This is a genomic window from Paenibacillus polymyxa (genome assembly GCF_001719045.1).
GTDB lineage: Bacteria > Bacillota > Bacilli > Paenibacillales > Paenibacillaceae > Paenibacillus > Paenibacillus polymyxa_B.
On the sequence record NZ_CP015423.1, the window covers coordinates 251,162 to 267,870 of the forward strand.

Consider the following 16,709-nt stretch of genomic DNA (forward strand, 5'->3'; position numbering starts at 1 on the left):
ATTATCCAACCATGTCGCATAACAATCTCATACATTATTTTATTACAAAGAAGGGGGTTAATCTTCAATGCATACAAGAAAAGAGATAAGATCGCTATCACCGGAGGAACTCCTTGCGTTTCGAAGGGCTATGATTGAATTGCAGCGGCGTGATGGAACGAATAGTTACATCGATCTTGCAGGATACCATTGGATACCACGAGAATTTTGTCCGCATGGGGAATCTATTTTCCTTCCGTGGCATAGGGTCTATATCCGCTTATTTGAACAAGCACTACAATCAATCGACCCTTCTGTTTCTTTGCCTTTTTGGGATTGGACCTCAAGCGAATCGTTAGCTCAAGGCTTGGCTCCTGCACATGGCGATGAAATGTTCGATGACGGCGGAGTACCCCGACTGAATCCTCTCTTCTCCGGTCCAATAGAGGATCGGAGTCGTCAGACTCGCCGAAATCCTCCGCAAGCTCTCAGACGTTTAAGGGAACACGCCAGCGCAGCAATTGATGCAATGAGTGATTCAAATGATTTTATGAGTTTTACTGTTGCAATCGAGGGGCCACATGGGGACATACACGGTTGGGTTGGTGGGCCCGGTGGAGATATGTCAACAATTCTACGTTCTGCATACGACCCAATATTCTGGTCTCACCATGCTAACGTTGATCGACAGTGGGCTATTTGGCAAAAGTGTAACCCACAGGGAAATCCTCCACCTGAGATAATGTCATTATCATTGGAATCCCGCGGTTTTCCGGGGTGGTCTGTGGCTGATACGCTTGATCTCTCGTCACCACGACTTGATTATACGTATGAAGGACTAGATACAGTTACTTGTCCTATACGGACTTTACATGAATTATTTGGTAAACCTCGAATTAAAGTGGAAATTAAAAATATAGTTATTACCAGGGGTTCCTTTATTGTTGATATCTACCTCCGTAGGAAGAACTCTGCTCTGGAGGAGGGCGTTTTCAGTGGATCGTTTAGCATTTTCGGGCTCCCAAGCAACGAAGGGGGACATTTTCCCGGCCATCATCATCACCATACGCCCGTAAACAGGCTTATTGATGTTACGGAAGCTTTTTACGGCATGGAACTTGGCGAGGATCAATTGCATTATGTTGATATACAACTTCAGGCAGTTAATATGGATGGTGAATCCGTAGATCCTGCTGCTCTCCCGATTGAAGGGGTAGAACTAACAATCCCCGATAGGTCATGATAAGGGTTTAAATCGTTGGTATTTGAATACTAGCGTGCCTTGAAAAGAGAACTTTGTATTAGTAAGTGTTATTGCTAAGATTTCTAGTGGGTAATCGACGATATAGTTCAATAGAACCTCGGCAGTCTAGGATTTTATTTTCTCGGCCTTGGCTGCCGTTGTTTCTATTATTGAGTGCAGTCTAATACTATTTCACCTTGAAATTCACGATTTGCTAGAGTGCAACTTGACCGATACGGATTTTCCGTATTGCTAATAATCCACCATACGCAAATTGAGGATGGTTCAATATCTAACCGTCTTGATGTTCAAGATTAACTCGGCTGAAAATTCAGCCCAGTTCAACTCAATTTTGAGGCGATTAAAAGGACTCCTAAAATTTCAGGAGTCCTGATTTACTGACCCCAAAAATGGGGTGAGTGTGTTTACCTTAATTCGATAAGACCGTCTAGTGTAGTAATAAATTCCTTGAAGGATACATCATTTAGTTCAGCAAGTTTAACTCAAGATATTGATCAGGTGAAGAATTTAATATAAAGTCCATTATCTCTTCTTCTATTATGTTTGCCTCCAGAAAAATGGGGCATACACCTCTAACAGAATCTAGGCAACAAGATAAATAATTTTGACTATAAATTATACTATTGTATAATTGTCTATGATTAGGTTAGAGGGTATAACCCTTGAATAAGGTCACCTTACTCCGGCCAAGAAGACAGGTGACAACTTTGTTGGGAGTCGCTTTGTTAAGCGGCTCTTTTTAATTTGCATGTTTATTTCTCGGGTGATCACCTAGATACTTATCATAGATAGTTCTAGAGACTGCAATGTCTAACTTGAACTTGTCCGACATTGTCATCAGGTTAACAGCATCTTCTAAAACAGCTTGTCTTTCTACAAGCATCTCGGGTGTCATTTGGTCTTTCTTGATCATCTTGGGGTGACCATGCATAGAAGAAATTGCTTTGTTTGCAATGGTATTAGCTTTAATAAAGTCAACTCTTACTGGTTGTCTTAATCCACTGCAAAGTTTACCCATGGCTTCTTTTTGATGATCTTTATCTAACATACGAAAGATTTGGAAACCTTCAAGTCCAGTAGACTGGCGAAGCTGCTTGATTATGTCGAAAACCCAATCTTGGAAAGCCTCAGCTTCTTTACGGCGTGATCTCATAATCATTCGGTAGACTGCTTTTTCAGAGATAATCGCAACTTCTTGCTTTCCCCCGAGGGTGTCGGTTAAAGCTACATCCTTTTGAGTATCAGGCAAGCGACCTACCGCATCACGATTGTTTCTTATGCCGAGTACCCTAGTGACATCCACGGCTACTGCCCACCAATCACCTAGTGTCTTCTCTACAAAACGAATTTCGTGTCCCATCCAATTCTCAATACGAATATTCATATTATTCCTCCTTTTTGGTGATACTTAAAATAGTGTACTAGGCTATAGTTAAAGTTAGATTTTTTATTTTTACCGATAGGTTTAGATAACCTTTTATTATAATTATATCCGTTTATCTAAGATGCCTACATTGTTTTTCTTATTTCTTTCCTTCTTGTCTTTTAATCCCGATATGGATTAGTATTAGACTTATAAGGATTAAACTGCTTCGGAAAATAGATCATCTAAAGAGTTCACTTTAAAGATAACTTTCAGCTTCTTTGCCATGCCAACATTAATGTTCTCTGGATTTCTCTCTAGACGCCCATAGTACGCTTGAGATATCCCTAATTCCTTGGCAACATCTTCTTGAGACATGATGTTGGTTAATCTGTAGTATGCTAACTTGTTAATTGGCTTTCTCATTTTCCCACCCCTTTAGTACTTAATGGTCTAAATAAATTCCATTGCAGTCTTAATATATGCTTGTTATAGTCTAATGTCAATACTTGGAGGTATTCATTTTGGAAGTTTTTTCTGCGCGCCTCAAATGGCTAAGAGAATCAAAGGGTTTTAGCCAGCAAGAAATGGCTGATATGCTAGATCTCTCGCAGTCCTATTACGGAAGATTCGAAAGAAATAAAGGCGAACCCAATCTAGAAACACTCGCAAAGATTTCTTCTATTCTTAAAGAAAGTGTAGATTTCTTACTAGGACTTGAAGAATTGACAATAGAAGCTAAAGAGTTACTTGAGAGATCTTTAGAACTAGCAGAATCAATTAAATCCACTAATGACAGCGTGATAAGAATGTTTGAAAATAACATGTCGGCAGCCATTGAAAGTCTTGATCCAAGATTACAGAAAGCTCTTCTTAAGAATTACCAGAAGGACTTATCTCTTTACAAAGCAAAATATAAAAAGGCAGCAACTGAATTTGCATTAATGGTAGTTAAAATTCCTTTCTCTAAGTTTTATGGAGAAGGATTAATTGATGATGAAGGTAATATTCTTTATAATCCAGAAATAGATAAAGATAATATTCTTCATGAATCAGAAAAAATAGTAGATGAGTATCTAGAATTAGATTAACTAGTTTCTTGAACTACTTAATTAATTAGTTAGATAGAATAAGAACAAAAAGGACTCCTAAAACTTAGGGAGTCCTTTTTGTTCTTATTCTATTTGAGCGATTTCTAAACAACTACTTTTCTAGTTCAGCTTTTTGCTTTTCATTTCATTCCACGAACTCATGTGGAGTGCGACTTTTAATTTGAGCAATACTGTCTTATTCCTTTTTTTCATGAGTTATTTAAGTGAAGCTATAGCTTTATCTATTTCTTCTAGTTCAGTCTTATATTTAGCTATATTTGTTTCAGCTTCTTGTAATACTTCTTCCGTGCCTTTTGTCTTGGAGTCCAGAGTGTCCATCGCCTTTTTATTTCCTGCGTATTCTTCTCTAAATTTGCTGTATTTTTCAAGAGTTTTTTGCAAGTTTTCTTTATCTTTTTCTGTATCTATTACAAATTTCTCAAGCTCCAACTTTCTATCTTCCAGTTTAGAAACAGGCCATCCTTGGTATTTATTCGAAACAGACTGTATCACATCAGCAGTTTGTTTTGAAGAAAAATTATCTGGTGATTCAATTTGAATCGTTTTTCCATCCACTTTTAAATTCGCCCCCAAAGAGTCGGTGACAGCGCGAAGCGGAACATGCGCCTTTCCGTCAACAACAATTGCGTTTTCTGATAATGAGTTGCCATTGACCTTGACTGTATATTCCCCTGCTACTGTCCGCCCAATCATGGACTTAATTTGATCCGCAAAAGCGCTACCAGCTGTGGCAATAACCGTACCGATTAGCATCCCGCTAAGTAAAACCAACAAATAAGACCATTTTTTCATGTAACGTTCCTCCTACACAGTATATATGTCCTAATATTACCATCGGTAGGAGATGCAGTAAACATTATGTTGTCGAACTGCTAGAGCTTCCACCAGCAGGAATATTAACTGTAGCCACGGTTTTGCCTTGGCTGAACAATTTTAGATTCCTGGAACCAGGGTCGAATGTTGCATTAACGATCAAACCATTAAACAAATCTCCATGTATTTTGTCAATATCGTTACGTAAATCTCTAAGTTTATTTTCGAGACCATTAATGCTCCCTACCTCTAAAGCAAGTCCACTCACAAATGCTTCGGAAAAATCCACAGGACCTTTTAAATAAGTGGCATCGTCTACAGATCGAATAATAATAGGTCCCATGTTTCCCAAATGAAATCCTTCTCTATCTCCGTAGACGCTTCCTCTTGGCGAGCTATCATCCATAAACAATAAGCCGCCACCATCATTATACTGACCTAATGAAACAGCTTCTCCACCACGAGAGTTATAAGCAGTAAGGCCAATAGAGTTTATCTCTATGCGCCTACCCTCTTTGGCTGTTCGGAATAAGGCTCCTGTAATAATACCGCCCTCGATCTCATTACCGATTAACTTACTACCACGTATTGTACTTGCATTAACTGTACTAGCCCTAATATCTGAAGCGTTCATTTCTGAATTGTCAATTTGGCCTGTGAGCTTGATTGATCTAGCTACTACATTACCCTGCATATCTACCCTGAACGGTGCAATAGTATAGTCGTCATTTCCAGCACTTATTCCGTTGGTATTGATTTTGGTTACGTTATCACCGCTACCAATAACCAAAGATACAAAGTTACCCAGTTGCCCGACAATCTGCTCAGCTACCACCCCGCGCGCTGTAATAGCCGTTCTTGCTGTTTTACCTCCATCTGTGGTTAAGACAACACCATTTGAGGTCATAATGACCTGATTCTGTGCATTGGTCTTGTCCTGTAGGATTATACCGCGCTGATCGTACTTAATTTCCGTTTTTGAGTTGTCTATATCAATGACTGCCTGCTTTGCGAAGGATTCAAAAACTTCCGTCCGGATCTTACCATTAGAAAATAGATTATTGATAATATTTTTGTTCCGCTCCAGGTCAGAAATGATATCTGCATAATCGCGTAAATTGACATTGGATATGGTAGGCTCTGAATGTTTGTCGCGACTATACGGATACTCTGTAAGTTCTGTGATTCGAGCTTTGAGTTTGTTCATATCCATAGCCGGATCAATACACATTACCGTGTCACCTAAATGTGGTTCTGGCTCTGTATTGTCAATTTTAAATAGGTCTGCCGTTGATACCGTTACCTCCAGCGTTACATTCTCCTGTTCGGCAAGAGCCTTCCGCGTAGCCTTCAACAAATCCTCCGGTTCCTCAATATCCTGCTCTATAATCTCACCATCATAAAACGGCACGGAATCACTGGCCCAATATTGAGCGTATGGCGATATTAAGTAATTCACCGCCAGCTTTCCGTTTACAATAGTTCCCGATATACTGGAAAGCAAGCTCCGCTCCTCGTCGGTCAGTTTGGACGCATCCATGCCTATGAATGTCCGTCCATCCTTCATCTGAGCAAACATGCGCGTCACTAGAGACTCGCCTTTGTCTTTGAACGAACTGGATACGATATTCTTTTTAAGCCGGTACTGTAATCCGCTGTCGGTTCCGATCTTTTTTCTAAGGTTAATAGTGAAGTTGTCTGGTTCGACCTCGCACTCATACATCTGAATGATCTTATTTAGTGCTTCAAGACAAGTGCCACGTCCGAAGTCTTTTACATCATGCAAATCGAACGTGTCATGAATAACAAACTTAAACCGTCCACCTGTAGCAACTGTAATCAGGTCTGTAAGCTGGTTAATATGGATACCATAGGCTTCTGCAATGTATGAAGCATATGGAAACTTGTAATCATTAAGTCTGAACATGATGTGGTTGCAGTAGATGTTTGCAGTCAGCTTTCGGCCTTCGCGTGACCGGCTTCGGGATTGGATAACATAAAATTGACCACGCTCATCCCGAACGTGGCCCTTGATTGCTATCTTTTCACGATAATCCTCACTGGTCATTGGAACCATGAAGGTTAATTCATAATCACTATTGATCCTGCGCCGCCGCTGAATGTCATAAGAGTCCACTAGCGTTCCAACGCGACGCATGTTTTTATCAAACACTTGCATAGTTGGAGTAGGCATAAGTCACCTCAATATAAGTATTTATCCCGGTGTGTAATGCGGAACAAAACCGTCCGGCCTGTCTCTGGGTCCGTCCAGGTCAGGTTATTATTGCCGAGATTCAAATCGAAGAAATCACCATTGTAAAGATGCGAGACGTTCTGACCATTTCTCATAATTTTGAATTTTCCTGCATCTATAGTAATGACTTCACCAGGACGGAATACGTCCGTAAACTCAATATAATCTGTATGGAATCGGCTGGCCTCGGCAGGCTGCAATCGTCCCTCTCCCGACATCGGTAAAGCTTGTAGAATAATTTCACGAGTATACTGTGCATCTGTTACGTGTCCATCGCCGGACATTGGCATAGCTTCTAAGTCATAAGACCGAACAAAATCAGATTGCGCCCGGCCTTCGCCTGAAAGTTCCACGCCTGCGGTCATATCCAAGTTAAAATCTAAAATGTATTCAATTGATACGCTGGAGTCTGGAGTATTGAAAGACATTAGATTGAATGCATTGTCAGTTTCGGCCCCGCTAATCTCTTTACGCTGGGAATACATTTGTGACTGACCGGATAAATGAGCGGACAGATCTATTACATTCCCATCCGTTGAACTGCCCGAATTAAGAGCAAGGCCATTAAATCCACCTGTATTAAACATAGACCTCCCTCCTAAATTAAGTCCTTCTTTGCCCGATACATGTAAGCCTCATCTGTGTGTTATAAACATTGTGTTCTGCCGAATCACTTTGAAAGACTTTGAATGATATTACGTCTCCTGCTGCTAGATATTGTTGATCATCCATCGTTAAAAATGTGACCAGTCCCGTACCTAGCCCAGCTCCTTGGCGAGTGGTTAAGTTGCTCCCATTTTTGTACACTGTTATATCAGCGATTTTATTATTTGGAAGGCTTTCTATCGTGACCAGTGAATTAATGTGATACCATCCACTTTTATTAATGACCACCGTGTTTCCATCGCGCATAGAATTGCTGTCTTCCATCACCGTTGTTATTGGTACATCAGCTGGTACAGAATTAGCTGGCAACGTATATCCTCCGCTACGAAGATACACAAAAGGCGTATTCCCAAATATTTGGCCTGATAATGGCGATTTTTCATCCGTTGCACCTTTTGGAACTGTGCCAGTCACGACGATAATAGAACCCAGCTGCGATTGTATACCTGTAACGTTCCCGGACCCTGTGCAATTTTCGATATAGAACCAAGAACGGGCATCAGCAGCTATGCCAATATTGCGATTAGAAATTTTACAGTTTACGATTCGTGCATTAGCGTCATAGCTACTAATACCATGCTGGCCTGTTGAAGCACCTTCAATTACAACGTTTTCAATCAAAGTTCGGTTACAGTAGACCAGAGATATACCAACCTTTTCAGTTGTTGTGATTGTCATATTGTAGATGCCTGCACGGTTTGTAAAATTGTCTAATGTGACAGATTTAACCTTGTATAAGCTAGCATCTTCTGTTTCTCCCTTTAGTTCCAGCGTCTGAGCACGCAGCTTGTGCTTCATCTCAACATCTTCATCATACGTTCCTGGTAACAGCACAATGGAGAACCGGGACAGGCTTATAGGCTTCATGACGCTCACAGCTTTGGCAATGGTCTTGAATGCCTCGGCCTTAGTCAGACCATCATTAGAGTCTGAACCGTTAACAGCATCCACGTAATATATAAAGGCATCCGTTAGCTCCATGCCTTGTAATTTATCGTCAATGGCTCCAATGTTTTTTTGTACTGCTCGCAAGTCGGACGCGGTAAAATTACGTGCCACCACAGCCCCGGATGCCCAAGCACGCGCTACACCTTCAAACCCGCGCATACAGCCTTTAAGCGTGTTATCTTCTATGCTTGTATATGTGATCGTTTCCGCTACATCCCCATTACCTACAACCGCTATACCCTCACCTTGAAGCAATACAGCAGCGTTGGTTACCTTGATTTCGGTCTGAGTCGCGTTAATGATTTCAGCCAGTTCAGTCCGTGGTGAATTTGCTACTGGAGCGTACATTTTTTCCATAATTATTCCCTACCCCTCGTCAATCGAAATCTGACCAGACATAAAACGAAGTGTGTCATTAGTTTGGACTGTACGCGGCGTTTTCACGGCTCCGTGATACATTAGATTGCCCCCTGTTGCTGCCGTGCGAATACCAATATGGGTAACCAAGCCCCAATCAGCCGTTGCAATCGGGAAAGATACATCTGCCGAACTGGCTGCAACTGCCCTACGATCCGCAATGACTGGCGCACCAAACGTTACAGCACGCCGTACATAGCCGCCTCCCATCACTTCCTGTCCTGTATCTGCATCCGTTGGATTGCTTGTGTACAGAGCTATATATACAATCTGAGGGGCAGCAAAATTTGTACCCCGTAAAGCAGCGTTTATACAAGCCGTTTTCCACCAGTTTGATTTACTAAGTAATATATCTGCCATAAAAAGACCCCCTACTCAATTTGATATTCATTTGCAATTCGAAAATTGCGTATGTCGTTTTCACCAATGTTGGTCAGGACGATAACAGGGCTGGCCCTTTCGTCTCCAACTGAAGTAACTGAAACAGTCTGCGGCGATTGTGTGATGGTGACCTCTTCAATGTTCTCGTCACTCTCGGGAAACGGATGTTCACCCATTTTGATTGGTATAGTTAACTCTCCGTCCCAAAGTATTTTTTCGATATCCAATGTTCCGGCATAGCGTCCAATATATCGCCTTCCTGGTAAGTCCGAAAACGTGAATACGATATCCCCTTTTTTGGCATTAAAAAGAGCCGCCACTTGGGCGACTCTCCTATGGTAATCAAGGGTTGTATCATCTGCCATAACGACACATTCAAGGTTAATTGTCCTCGCTCCGTAAGTACTGCCAAAGTCTAATTCCCCATCCCTCTCGGCTATTTCAAGAGAATGGTCCTTTGTTGGCGGCAGCACAGGTATATTGTGAGTTTTAAGCCCTAATCCAATGGATTTAAAGGACTTTCCATCTGCCGTAGCGTCAATCATTAAGACTTACCTCCCCTTGTCTGCAACCTCCGTACAAAGTTGTCCCGTTCGCTCCAGAACACCTTTGCTGCGGATTCGTCTTCAATATAAGTATCGCCTGATTTTATTACGAACTGGTTGCTGATTTGCTGCGGATTTGAACCGCCCGAAGCCATTGGCATAGAAAAGTCTGGCATGGAGAAATTAAGTGCTGGCATTTTGAAATTGATAATTTTGAACAAGTTGCTCTGCTGTTGATCATTCAGGTACATTTCTCCTGCGCGAGCAATGACCGGAACTTCCGCGCCCCTATCCCCCCGAACGACACCGCCTGAATGGAATTTTTGAAGCTTTCCTGTGTCCTTTTTGATACCATACTTATTCCGCAGAGTGGCATTTTCCTCGTGCAGTTTGGCCTTCTCAGCAGCGCCTGCCGAATACCATTTATCAATATTAGAATTGTATCGCGCCAAATCGCTGTCCTTTTCTGATATTGAGGAACCTGTATCCAAGGATGCAGACAATGAGGTGGCATTGATTTCAGCCATTTTCATTTGATAGTCTAAGATGAATTGATCCAACTGACGCAATATTTCTGCGTTTTTCTCAGATTCCTTTGAAATCTGAGTATTTTTCAAATCTTCAGCTTTAGATTCAACTCCATCTGAATACTCATCATATTTCTCGGATAGCTGATCATAATGTTGTTTGGCTGCTTCAATCTGGTCATTGTAGTCCTTTTCCCGTTCAGTCTTCTCGTCTTGGAGCTTCTTCTTCTGATCCTCCAATCCACGCTTAGCAAGCGTCCGGTTATGTTCCCGCTGCAAATCTTCAATATCTTTTTCAGTCTGTTTCCGTTCAGCAATACCTTCGGGACCGACAGCAGATTGTAGCAGGGCAAGGCGTGCTTGTTTTTCCGCCATTGCACGTTCATAATCCTCGTCTTCGTTAGCTGTCTGCATCTTAGCAAGCAAGTCGTCTATGGCCTTAATTTTAGCATCCTGAGCCTCAATAAAAGCATCCCGTTCCGCCTCAATACGCTTTACTTCCTCATCCCGAGTCTTTTCAAGCCCTTCCTTTTCCTTCTTGGCAGCTTCAGAAGCAGCCTTCTTCTGATCCTCCAAAAGTTGCTTCTTTAAGTCATGGACCTGTACATCAATTTCTATCCGTTGTTCTGATCCTTCTTTATAAAGAGCCTGCATTTTTGTCCATAAATTGAGTTGATCGGAAACAGATATGGCTTCCATACTCTTCTGGTAATTGATTCTTTTTTGGAAGTCTGACAAAAACTCATCTTCCAGAGCTTTACGTTTCTCGTAAATCTTCTGCTGCAACTCAAAACTCTGTTCGGCGGTACGTTCCTTTGCCTTACTCATACGCATATAAGCGTCATATTCCATTTTGAGGATAGCAATTTGGGTTTGCCCCGCCATTTCCATTTTGGAAGTTTCTTTATCAATCCATTTTTCCGAGTTTTGGTATCGAAGCTCGTTATACTTCACGGACAGATCATAAATTTGCTTTTGGATTTCACGCCTATTTGCTGGTAGCAAGTAAGATTTAGATTGTTCCTTCTTGTAAAAATCCAAGCTGGTTTTTACCATCTCAATTTCTTGTTTGTTGGCCTGCCGCATACGCTCGGTTCTTCGCTCAAGATTCTCCACGTCTTCCTGAAATCTTGAATCATTCAGTTTCTGAACATCGCGGCTCCATTGCTTCATTGCATCCTTATCTTCCAAAAGGTACTGCTTATGTCGTTGAGCCAGTTGTTTGTACCAAGCTATTTTCTGGTCTATAGACCATTCATTACGTTCTGCGATGTATTTGAAGTTGTCCATATCATCGCTGTAGGAATCCTTACGAGCATCCGCAGCTTCTTTAGCAGCTTTTTCAGCCGATTTTTCTGCATCACTCTTTCCTTTTCTTCCTTTTTTCTCTTTGCTTGATGAATCGCTAACTCCAAATTTAGGGTCTTTGTATAGCTTCGATAAAGCGTTAATCCGAGTATCAAAGGATTTTGCTTGATTTTCATATTCAGTGTATATTTCATCAAGCTTTTTTTTGTTATCCAGTTTTTTCTTATCAACATCAAGTTGATTCTTAAAAGGAGCGTTTAAAACTGATCTAATGCCAGTCATGCTATTAAGTTCAGTTTGTCTTTTCGCAACCTCCAACGAACTCTGAGCCATTACACCATTGAGAGCAGCTTTTAATTGAGCTAAATTTCTAATAGCTTCTGCTTCAATGCTATAAGCTTTTAAACGTTCATCAGTAGACACTTTTGTGTTGAATGCTGAAGCTTTCTCGGATTTCAAATCGTCGATTGCTTTCTGAATTTTTGCTTTTCGGAGAACTTCCACAGCGTCTTTTTCAAATTTCCATCCATCACTTGTCTTATATATTTCTGCTGCCAGTTGAGGATATTTTAGTATTAGGTCCGTGGCAGCAGCGGCGTTGAGAGACTGTCCTTTTGAAAGGTCGCTCAAGAGATTATTCATCTCAGATACAGCAGTGCCATTTCCTTGAATTTGCTCCCTTAAATCTGCTAATGCTTCCGCTTGAGCTTTGGCACTTTCAGCTGCTGTACCCGACTTACCTGCGAATTGATCAACCGCATCAACTGCAACTTGGCCAAGCTGCACTGCGACTTCAGCGGCAGAGGCGGAAAGTTTATGGTTCTCCTTCTCTAAGCCATTTACTTCGTCTTGGAGAAGCTGAACGGAGTTAGAAGCTTCGTCCAAACTCTTTCCGGTAAAAACGTTTTTAAAGAACTCTCCCATTTGTGAAGCTAAGCTGTCTTTAACTTTAAGGAGTTTCTCTTTTGTTTGCTCCAGCTCTTCGGTATTCTTTTTCAGCTGATTGTTAATCTCGCTTTGTTGATCAGTAAGCATATTCTTTCGTGCTTCATTTTGCTTTGCAATCAGTGTATTCAAAGCATCAACCTGTATTTGTACAGCCTTTTCACTAAAGTTTGCGGATTCAAGCTGTTTAGCCCCATCCTTACCTACTGTTATAATTAAGGCTTTTGTGACCTCTTCCAGTTGTTTCTTTATCTGAGTTTGTCTCTCAATTGAGGTACCGCTAATTTTTAGTGAATCAGAAAGCGATTTATGAGCATTAACGAGTTTGGGAAGTAAGTCGATTTGTCGCTGATACTGACTTATCATTTGTTGAGCAGCCGAATCAGCATCTTTCAAGTTTTGTGCTCTTTCACGCGCTGCTTTTTCTTCTTTTCCACTTTCCCAAATGACAAGAGCAATTGCCCCAGCCAGCAAAGTCAAACCCGCTGTTGCAGCAGCCATCATTACTGTGGATAACGCTTGCGCCCTAGTCATAGCTGTAGTTGCAATTGTTGCCTCTGCTGTTGCAGCAGTAGAGGCCTGAGTTGCTGCGCTACGTTGGACGGTAGACAATGTCGCTCCTTGAGAAGAGACAATATTCACTTCGTTGGCTGTAGTGTTTGCAGCAACAGCCACCGTTTCTGCAACCTTAGCTGTTGTAAGTACTTTCACAGCAGCTACTACATTCATAATTGGCCCGCTGAGGGCTTTATAAGCTAGAAGTAAACCTCCAATAGCTGCCGTACCCTCAAACACTCCCGACGGTACTTTGGTAAGGCCAATAAGCAGTTGGTCAATCGCGTCCAAGACGTTCTTAATCGTTCTTCTTAGCCCGTCGTCGCCTGCATTGTTAAATATTTCAAGCAAAGAGGCTTTGGTTTGAGCAGCTTTACGCTGAATGGTATCCATTTGAACCTTCAGGTATTCCATTGTCGATCCGGTTGAGCCTATAGAGGCCGCTGTACCAAGCAAAATATCCCCGGCATTAAGGGAAGCTGCCAATTTGGCATACTGATACACACCGCGTGAGATATCAGCATAAGACTTTGTAAGGTCATAGTTTTTGTCGATTACTTTGGTAGAAAGATCCAACAAAATATCTTCTGCTTTTCTCCATTGCTCTGAGCCATTAACAACTTCTTTGGTTGCAACGCCCAAACGTTCAATTTCTCCCACAGCCTTGTCGGTACGAATCGTACCCAAAACTGTCTTCCACATGTTGCCGAGATTTTCACCAGAGAGCGCTGTGTTACGTACACCGGCTGAAATAAGACCGTTCATGAAATCAAAACTTACGCCTGTTTCAGCAGCAATCTTACCTGTACGCTCGAAGGCTGCTCCCAAGTCTTTAGCTGGTGCCATCGTATCATGGGCAACTTTGGACCAAGAGTCCAGAACGCGCCCACCCAACACCATAGCGTCATTGCTGTTCTTGATTTGCACGCCATACTGAGCAAATGTAGACTCCATTGATTTTGTCGCATCTTCCAAGGATACAAGGTCAACGGTACTGAGCATTGTTGACTTACGTACCATCTCCTGAACAACACCTGCATCCTTATACATCCGGCCCCAAAGACGTGCTGATTCGGTAACGTCCATAATTTCTGAGCCAAGGTCATGAGCCGTCCGGATAAATTTGGTCGTTTGGTCATGAAGCTTTTCGGTGTTCATAACCATCTCTTTCGTGCCAGCGTTGTATTCCAAAAAATAATGCTCATTGGTCTGGATATAACCCGCCATGTTGGACTCAATGCCGACTAATCCCTCTTTGAGTGCTTCCTGTGTTTTATGCATGGCTGCATATGCCGTGTTGAATACAAGCGCATGAGTAGCCATATCACCTACTCTGCTAATCCAGTTAGGAGTTGTATTAAAAGTCTGCTTCATTTGCGCTTCGGTTTGGCTTAAAGAGCGCCGGATCTTCTGTTCTTCCTGAAGTACTTTCTCACGGACTTGTGCCTCTTTTTGCTCCCTGGCACGTAATGCATTCACCCAAAACTTTTCGTAGTCTTGTGCGTTCTTACGTGCCTGCTGTGCTTCTTTCTCTGCCAGTTGAGATATCTTCATCCGTATGGACTGTTCTTCCATTAAGACACGTTCGCGCGTCCTGTCGTCAGTACCAGCCCCTGAGGCCTTTGCCGATCTCTGACCCGCCAATGAAGCTTTATTCTGCAAAGCTTCCATACGCTTCAGGTGTTCGCGTTCCTGTTGTTCTATTGCGTCTTCACGCTTTTTTACAATGGCCTGCTGTGCTCTAAGCTTCTCGTCGGTTATCTTATTGGCCTGCTCCAATTGATTCTTCCGAGCAGTATTTAATTCTGCTTGTGCAGTGCGTTGCTTAACAAGAGCTTCGGATTCAGCGAGGATCTTCTTCCGTCTGTCTTCTGCACTCAAAGCAAACTTATCTGCACTACTGGCTAAGGATTTAAAATTCTTCTCACTTAGCCCCAGTTCAGAATTTAAAACTTTAAAGGATTCAGCATTCGCCCTTGCTCCGTTGTCTATTACTTTGAAAGCTGGTAGTATCTTGGTGGTATCCAAGCTTATACGCGCACCTACTACATCTTTACTTAAATCCGCCACTTTGCTCACCTCTTCATAGGGTTCAGGAAACTTTTCCTGCCCTGAATACAGAAAAAGAGGCATCCTGCATGATTGCGGATGCCTCTTAATTTACTTGGTGAAGAAACCAAGATCAGATAATGTCTTAACCTTCTTCGGCTTTTTGTTTTCAACATTGCCACCGTGAAGAATGATTTCAAATTCCCGGTTTCTGTTCTTAGCCTTCATGAGCGCTCTAATTTTTGGAATAGTCATATTAGGCCACTCCGAATCAGAAATACCATTGCTCACACATAAAGCCCAAAGTTCTAACCAGTCCGTTTCATGCTCATCCTCGACAGGGTTAGACTCCTCCTGTTCTGACTCTTCATCTGGAGGAAACGACTCAGAATAGAAATCGGTCTAACAAATCATCCAGTACTGCAATACCGTCCTGGTCAATCAGTTCGTACTCTTTTTCCGTTATTTCCTCAACCAGCACGAGATTAAACACCTTTTTGTACATTTCCTCCACTTTAGGCCAGTCAACTGCTTCCCGGTCTTCGGTAGCCTCCCATTTTTTCCGGCCTATCGAAAAGGAAAACTTGTGTACTACACCATCCATTTCTTCACGAACCTGACGGATCAATGCAATAGTCCCGATCTTCACATGCTTTTTGATGCCCTCTGCCAACCGAATTTCTGAACCTATATTAAGAGTTTTATCCAACTGTTTGTCTGTACTCATTAAATTTCCTCCTCAATGTATGTAACCCCCTACCTGAACGATAGGGGGTTTAGTATTGATTAGATACCGAAAATGATTTCTACTGCATATCCATTAGGATTCTCTGGCGTGATATCCGGCTCCATAATCTCCAGCGCCAATGTATTGGTGGTTGGCTTTTTGCGCTCTTGGGACACGTCCAAAGTCCCGCCCCCGAGAGCCTTCCAAATAGTGAGCTGGCAAGGGACTTCTTTACCGTTCCGATCATCGGTTAAGGAAAAGCGGTGTACCAGTTTAAATGGTTTCGGACGGCGTTTACCACTTAAGCTACTTCTTGTAGCATTCTCTTTTGACCATTTGAACGTAACGGTTATTAACTTCCCTTCGTTTGCAACATCAGATGTAATTTTACCCTCGGTAATTACATACTGTTCTGCTGTTGGAGCAGATGCTACACGAGTCAGTTCAGTGAGTTCTCCTGAGGCAGTATCTTTTAAATACACACGGTCACTCTTAGCGACAAAAGTTCCGCTATACTTTGAAGGCGCTTTTAGCTGATAACCATCCGTAGCAGTCAAGAATCCTTGCTCCACTTCGTCAAATTGAACCGTACCTTTTTCTGATTCGGCCCCTTGAGACAACTCAGCGAGGATGTCTGAATAACGAGGAACCTCCATAGAGGCTTTATCCCCTAAATCCTTAGCAGTATAGTGGAATGCATATCCACTATCGCCGCCCATTACTTTGTCCCAATCAAACTGTAATTGTAAAGTTACTTTAGTGATTTTGTCGTCTAGAAACTTGAGCCTTCCGCCTTCTTCATAAACCTGCGCTGACCCCACGCCATCAAATACTAAAGGTTGCATATAGTTTCATC

At 42.1% G+C, this 16,709-nt stretch carries 14 protein-coding genes; 2 read left to right on the forward strand and 12 right to left on the reverse strand.

Translation table 11 applies throughout. The features are described from left to right. The first annotated feature begins 130 nt into the window (after positions 1 to 130). Positions 131 to 1,222: a tyrosinase family protein gene (locus AOU00_RS01175; protein WP_172828246.1), complete on the forward strand. Its 1,092-nt coding sequence runs from the start codon at positions 131 to 133 to the stop codon at positions 1,220 to 1,222. Positions 1,223 to 1,982: 760 nt separating this feature from the next. Here the strand turns inward: AOU00_RS01175 and AOU00_RS01180 are convergent. Further along, a complete protein-coding gene (locus AOU00_RS01180; protein WP_069289703.1) occupies positions 1,983 to 2,627 on the reverse strand; it encodes a BRO-N domain-containing protein in 645 nt (214 codons plus the stop codon). A gap of 198 nt (positions 2,628 to 2,825) precedes the next feature. Next, positions 2,826 to 3,032: a helix-turn-helix transcriptional regulator gene (locus AOU00_RS01185; protein ID WP_069289704.1), complete on the reverse strand. Its 207-nt coding sequence runs from the start codon at positions 3,030 to 3,032 to the stop codon at positions 2,826 to 2,828. 98 nt (positions 3,033 to 3,130) lie between these two features. On the opposite strand from AOU00_RS01185, the gene AOU00_RS01190 reads away from it, so the two are divergent. Next, positions 3,131 to 3,697: a helix-turn-helix domain-containing protein gene (locus tag AOU00_RS01190; RefSeq protein ID WP_069289705.1), complete on the forward strand. Its 567-nt coding sequence runs from the start codon at positions 3,131 to 3,133 to the stop codon at positions 3,695 to 3,697. A 216-nt stretch (positions 3,698 to 3,913) separates the two neighbouring features. Here the strand turns inward: AOU00_RS01190 and AOU00_RS01195 are convergent, their stop codons facing one another. The 10 genes from AOU00_RS01195 to AOU00_RS01235 form a co-directional block, all read right to left on the reverse strand. Continuing rightward, positions 3,914 to 4,510 (reverse strand): stalk domain-containing protein, encoded by a 597-nt coding sequence (locus tag AOU00_RS01195; RefSeq protein ID WP_069289706.1) that lies wholly within the window; start codon positions 4,508 to 4,510, stop codon positions 3,914 to 3,916. A gap of 64 nt (positions 4,511 to 4,574) precedes the next feature. Further along, on the reverse strand, positions 4,575 to 6,725 hold the full coding sequence (locus AOU00_RS01200; protein WP_069289707.1) for a phage tail protein: 2,151 nt from the start codon (positions 6,723 to 6,725) through the stop codon (positions 4,575 to 4,577). Positions 6,726 to 6,733: 8 nt separating this feature from the next. Further along, a complete protein-coding gene (locus tag AOU00_RS01205; protein ID WP_069289708.1) occupies positions 6,734 to 7,372 on the reverse strand; it encodes a phage distal tail protein in 639 nt (212 codons plus the stop codon). Between the two features lie 16 nt (positions 7,373 to 7,388). After that, entirely contained in the window at positions 7,389 to 8,756 is a 1,368-nt protein-coding gene (locus AOU00_RS01210; protein WP_069289709.1) for a right-handed parallel beta-helix repeat-containing protein, read from the reverse strand. A gap of 9 nt (positions 8,757 to 8,765) precedes the next feature. Then, a complete protein-coding gene (locus AOU00_RS01215; protein WP_069289710.1) occupies positions 8,766 to 9,176 on the reverse strand; it encodes a phage tail fiber protein in 411 nt (136 codons plus the stop codon). An 11-nt stretch (positions 9,177 to 9,187) separates the two neighbouring features. Then, positions 9,188 to 9,742, reverse strand: a complete 555-nt coding sequence (locus AOU00_RS01220; protein ID WP_069289711.1) for a phage tail domain-containing protein — start codon at positions 9,740 to 9,742, stop codon at positions 9,188 to 9,190. After that, positions 9,742 to 15,210, reverse strand: a complete 5,469-nt coding sequence (locus AOU00_RS01225; protein ID WP_069289712.1) for a phage tail tape measure protein — start codon at positions 15,208 to 15,210, stop codon at positions 9,742 to 9,744. Before AOU00_RS01225 ends, AOU00_RS01220 begins: the two co-directional genes overlap by 1 nt. A 27-nt stretch (positions 15,211 to 15,237) precedes the next feature. After that, complete coding sequence (locus AOU00_RS26485) at positions 15,238 to 15,381, reverse strand: hypothetical protein (protein ID WP_172828247.1); 144 nt, start codon at positions 15,379 to 15,381, stop codon at positions 15,238 to 15,240. A 130-nt stretch (positions 15,382 to 15,511) separates the two neighbouring features. Next, a complete protein-coding gene (locus AOU00_RS01230; protein WP_014599920.1) occupies positions 15,512 to 15,853 on the reverse strand; it encodes a hypothetical protein in 342 nt (113 codons plus the stop codon). Between the two features lie 59 nt (positions 15,854 to 15,912). Further along, the gene (locus AOU00_RS01235) at positions 15,913 to 16,698 is read right to left on the reverse strand and encodes a hypothetical protein (RefSeq protein WP_061829308.1); all 786 of its coding nucleotides are present in this window, start codon (positions 16,696 to 16,698) and stop codon (positions 15,913 to 15,915) included. Positions 16,699 to 16,709: the final 11 nt, after the last annotated feature.

What these genes read in the sequence shown, in the direction of transcription:
- AOU00_RS01185 (WP_069289704.1), bottom strand. Translation starts at nt 3,032, where the DNA reads ATGAGAAAGCCAATTAACAAGTTAGCATACTACAGATTAACCAACATC.
- AOU00_RS01220 (WP_069289711.1), bottom strand. Translation starts at nt 9,742, where the DNA reads ATGATTGACGCTACGGCAGATGGAAAGTCCTTTAAATCCATTGGATTA.
- AOU00_RS01205 (WP_069289708.1), bottom strand. Translation starts at nt 7,372, where the DNA reads ATGTTTAATACAGGTGGATTTAATGGCCTTGCTCTTAATTCGGGCAGT.
- AOU00_RS01180 (WP_069289703.1), bottom strand. Translation starts at nt 2,627, where the DNA reads ATGAATATTCGTATTGAGAATTGGATGGGACACGAAATTCGTTTTGTA.
- AOU00_RS26485 (WP_172828247.1), bottom strand. Translation starts at nt 15,381, where the DNA reads ATGACTATTCCAAAAATTAGAGCGCTCATGAAGGCTAAGAACAGAAAC.
- AOU00_RS01215 (WP_069289710.1), bottom strand. Translation starts at nt 9,176, where the DNA reads ATGGCAGATATATTACTTAGTAAATCAAACTGGTGGAAAACGGCTTGT.
- AOU00_RS01225 (WP_069289712.1), bottom strand. Translation starts at nt 15,210, where the DNA reads ATGCCTCTTTTTCTGTATTCAGGGCAGGAAAAGTTTCCTGAACCCTAT.
- AOU00_RS01230 (WP_014599920.1), bottom strand. Translation starts at nt 15,853, where the DNA reads ATGAGTACAGACAAACAGTTGGATAAAACTCTTAATATAGGTTCAGAA.
- AOU00_RS01210 (WP_069289709.1), bottom strand. Translation starts at nt 8,756, where the DNA reads ATGGAAAAAATGTACGCTCCAGTAGCAAATTCACCACGGACTGAACTG.
- AOU00_RS01175 (WP_172828246.1), top strand. Translation starts at nt 131, where the DNA reads ATGATTGAATTGCAGCGGCGTGATGGAACGAATAGTTACATCGATCTT.
- AOU00_RS01195 (WP_069289706.1), bottom strand. Translation starts at nt 4,510, where the DNA reads ATGAAAAAATGGTCTTATTTGTTGGTTTTACTTAGCGGGATGCTAATC.
- AOU00_RS01200 (WP_069289707.1), bottom strand. Translation starts at nt 6,725, where the DNA reads ATGCCTACTCCAACTATGCAAGTGTTTGATAAAAACATGCGTCGCGTT.
- AOU00_RS01235 (WP_061829308.1), bottom strand. Translation starts at nt 16,698, where the DNA reads ATGCAACCTTTAGTATTTGATGGCGTGGGGTCAGCGCAGGTTTATGAA.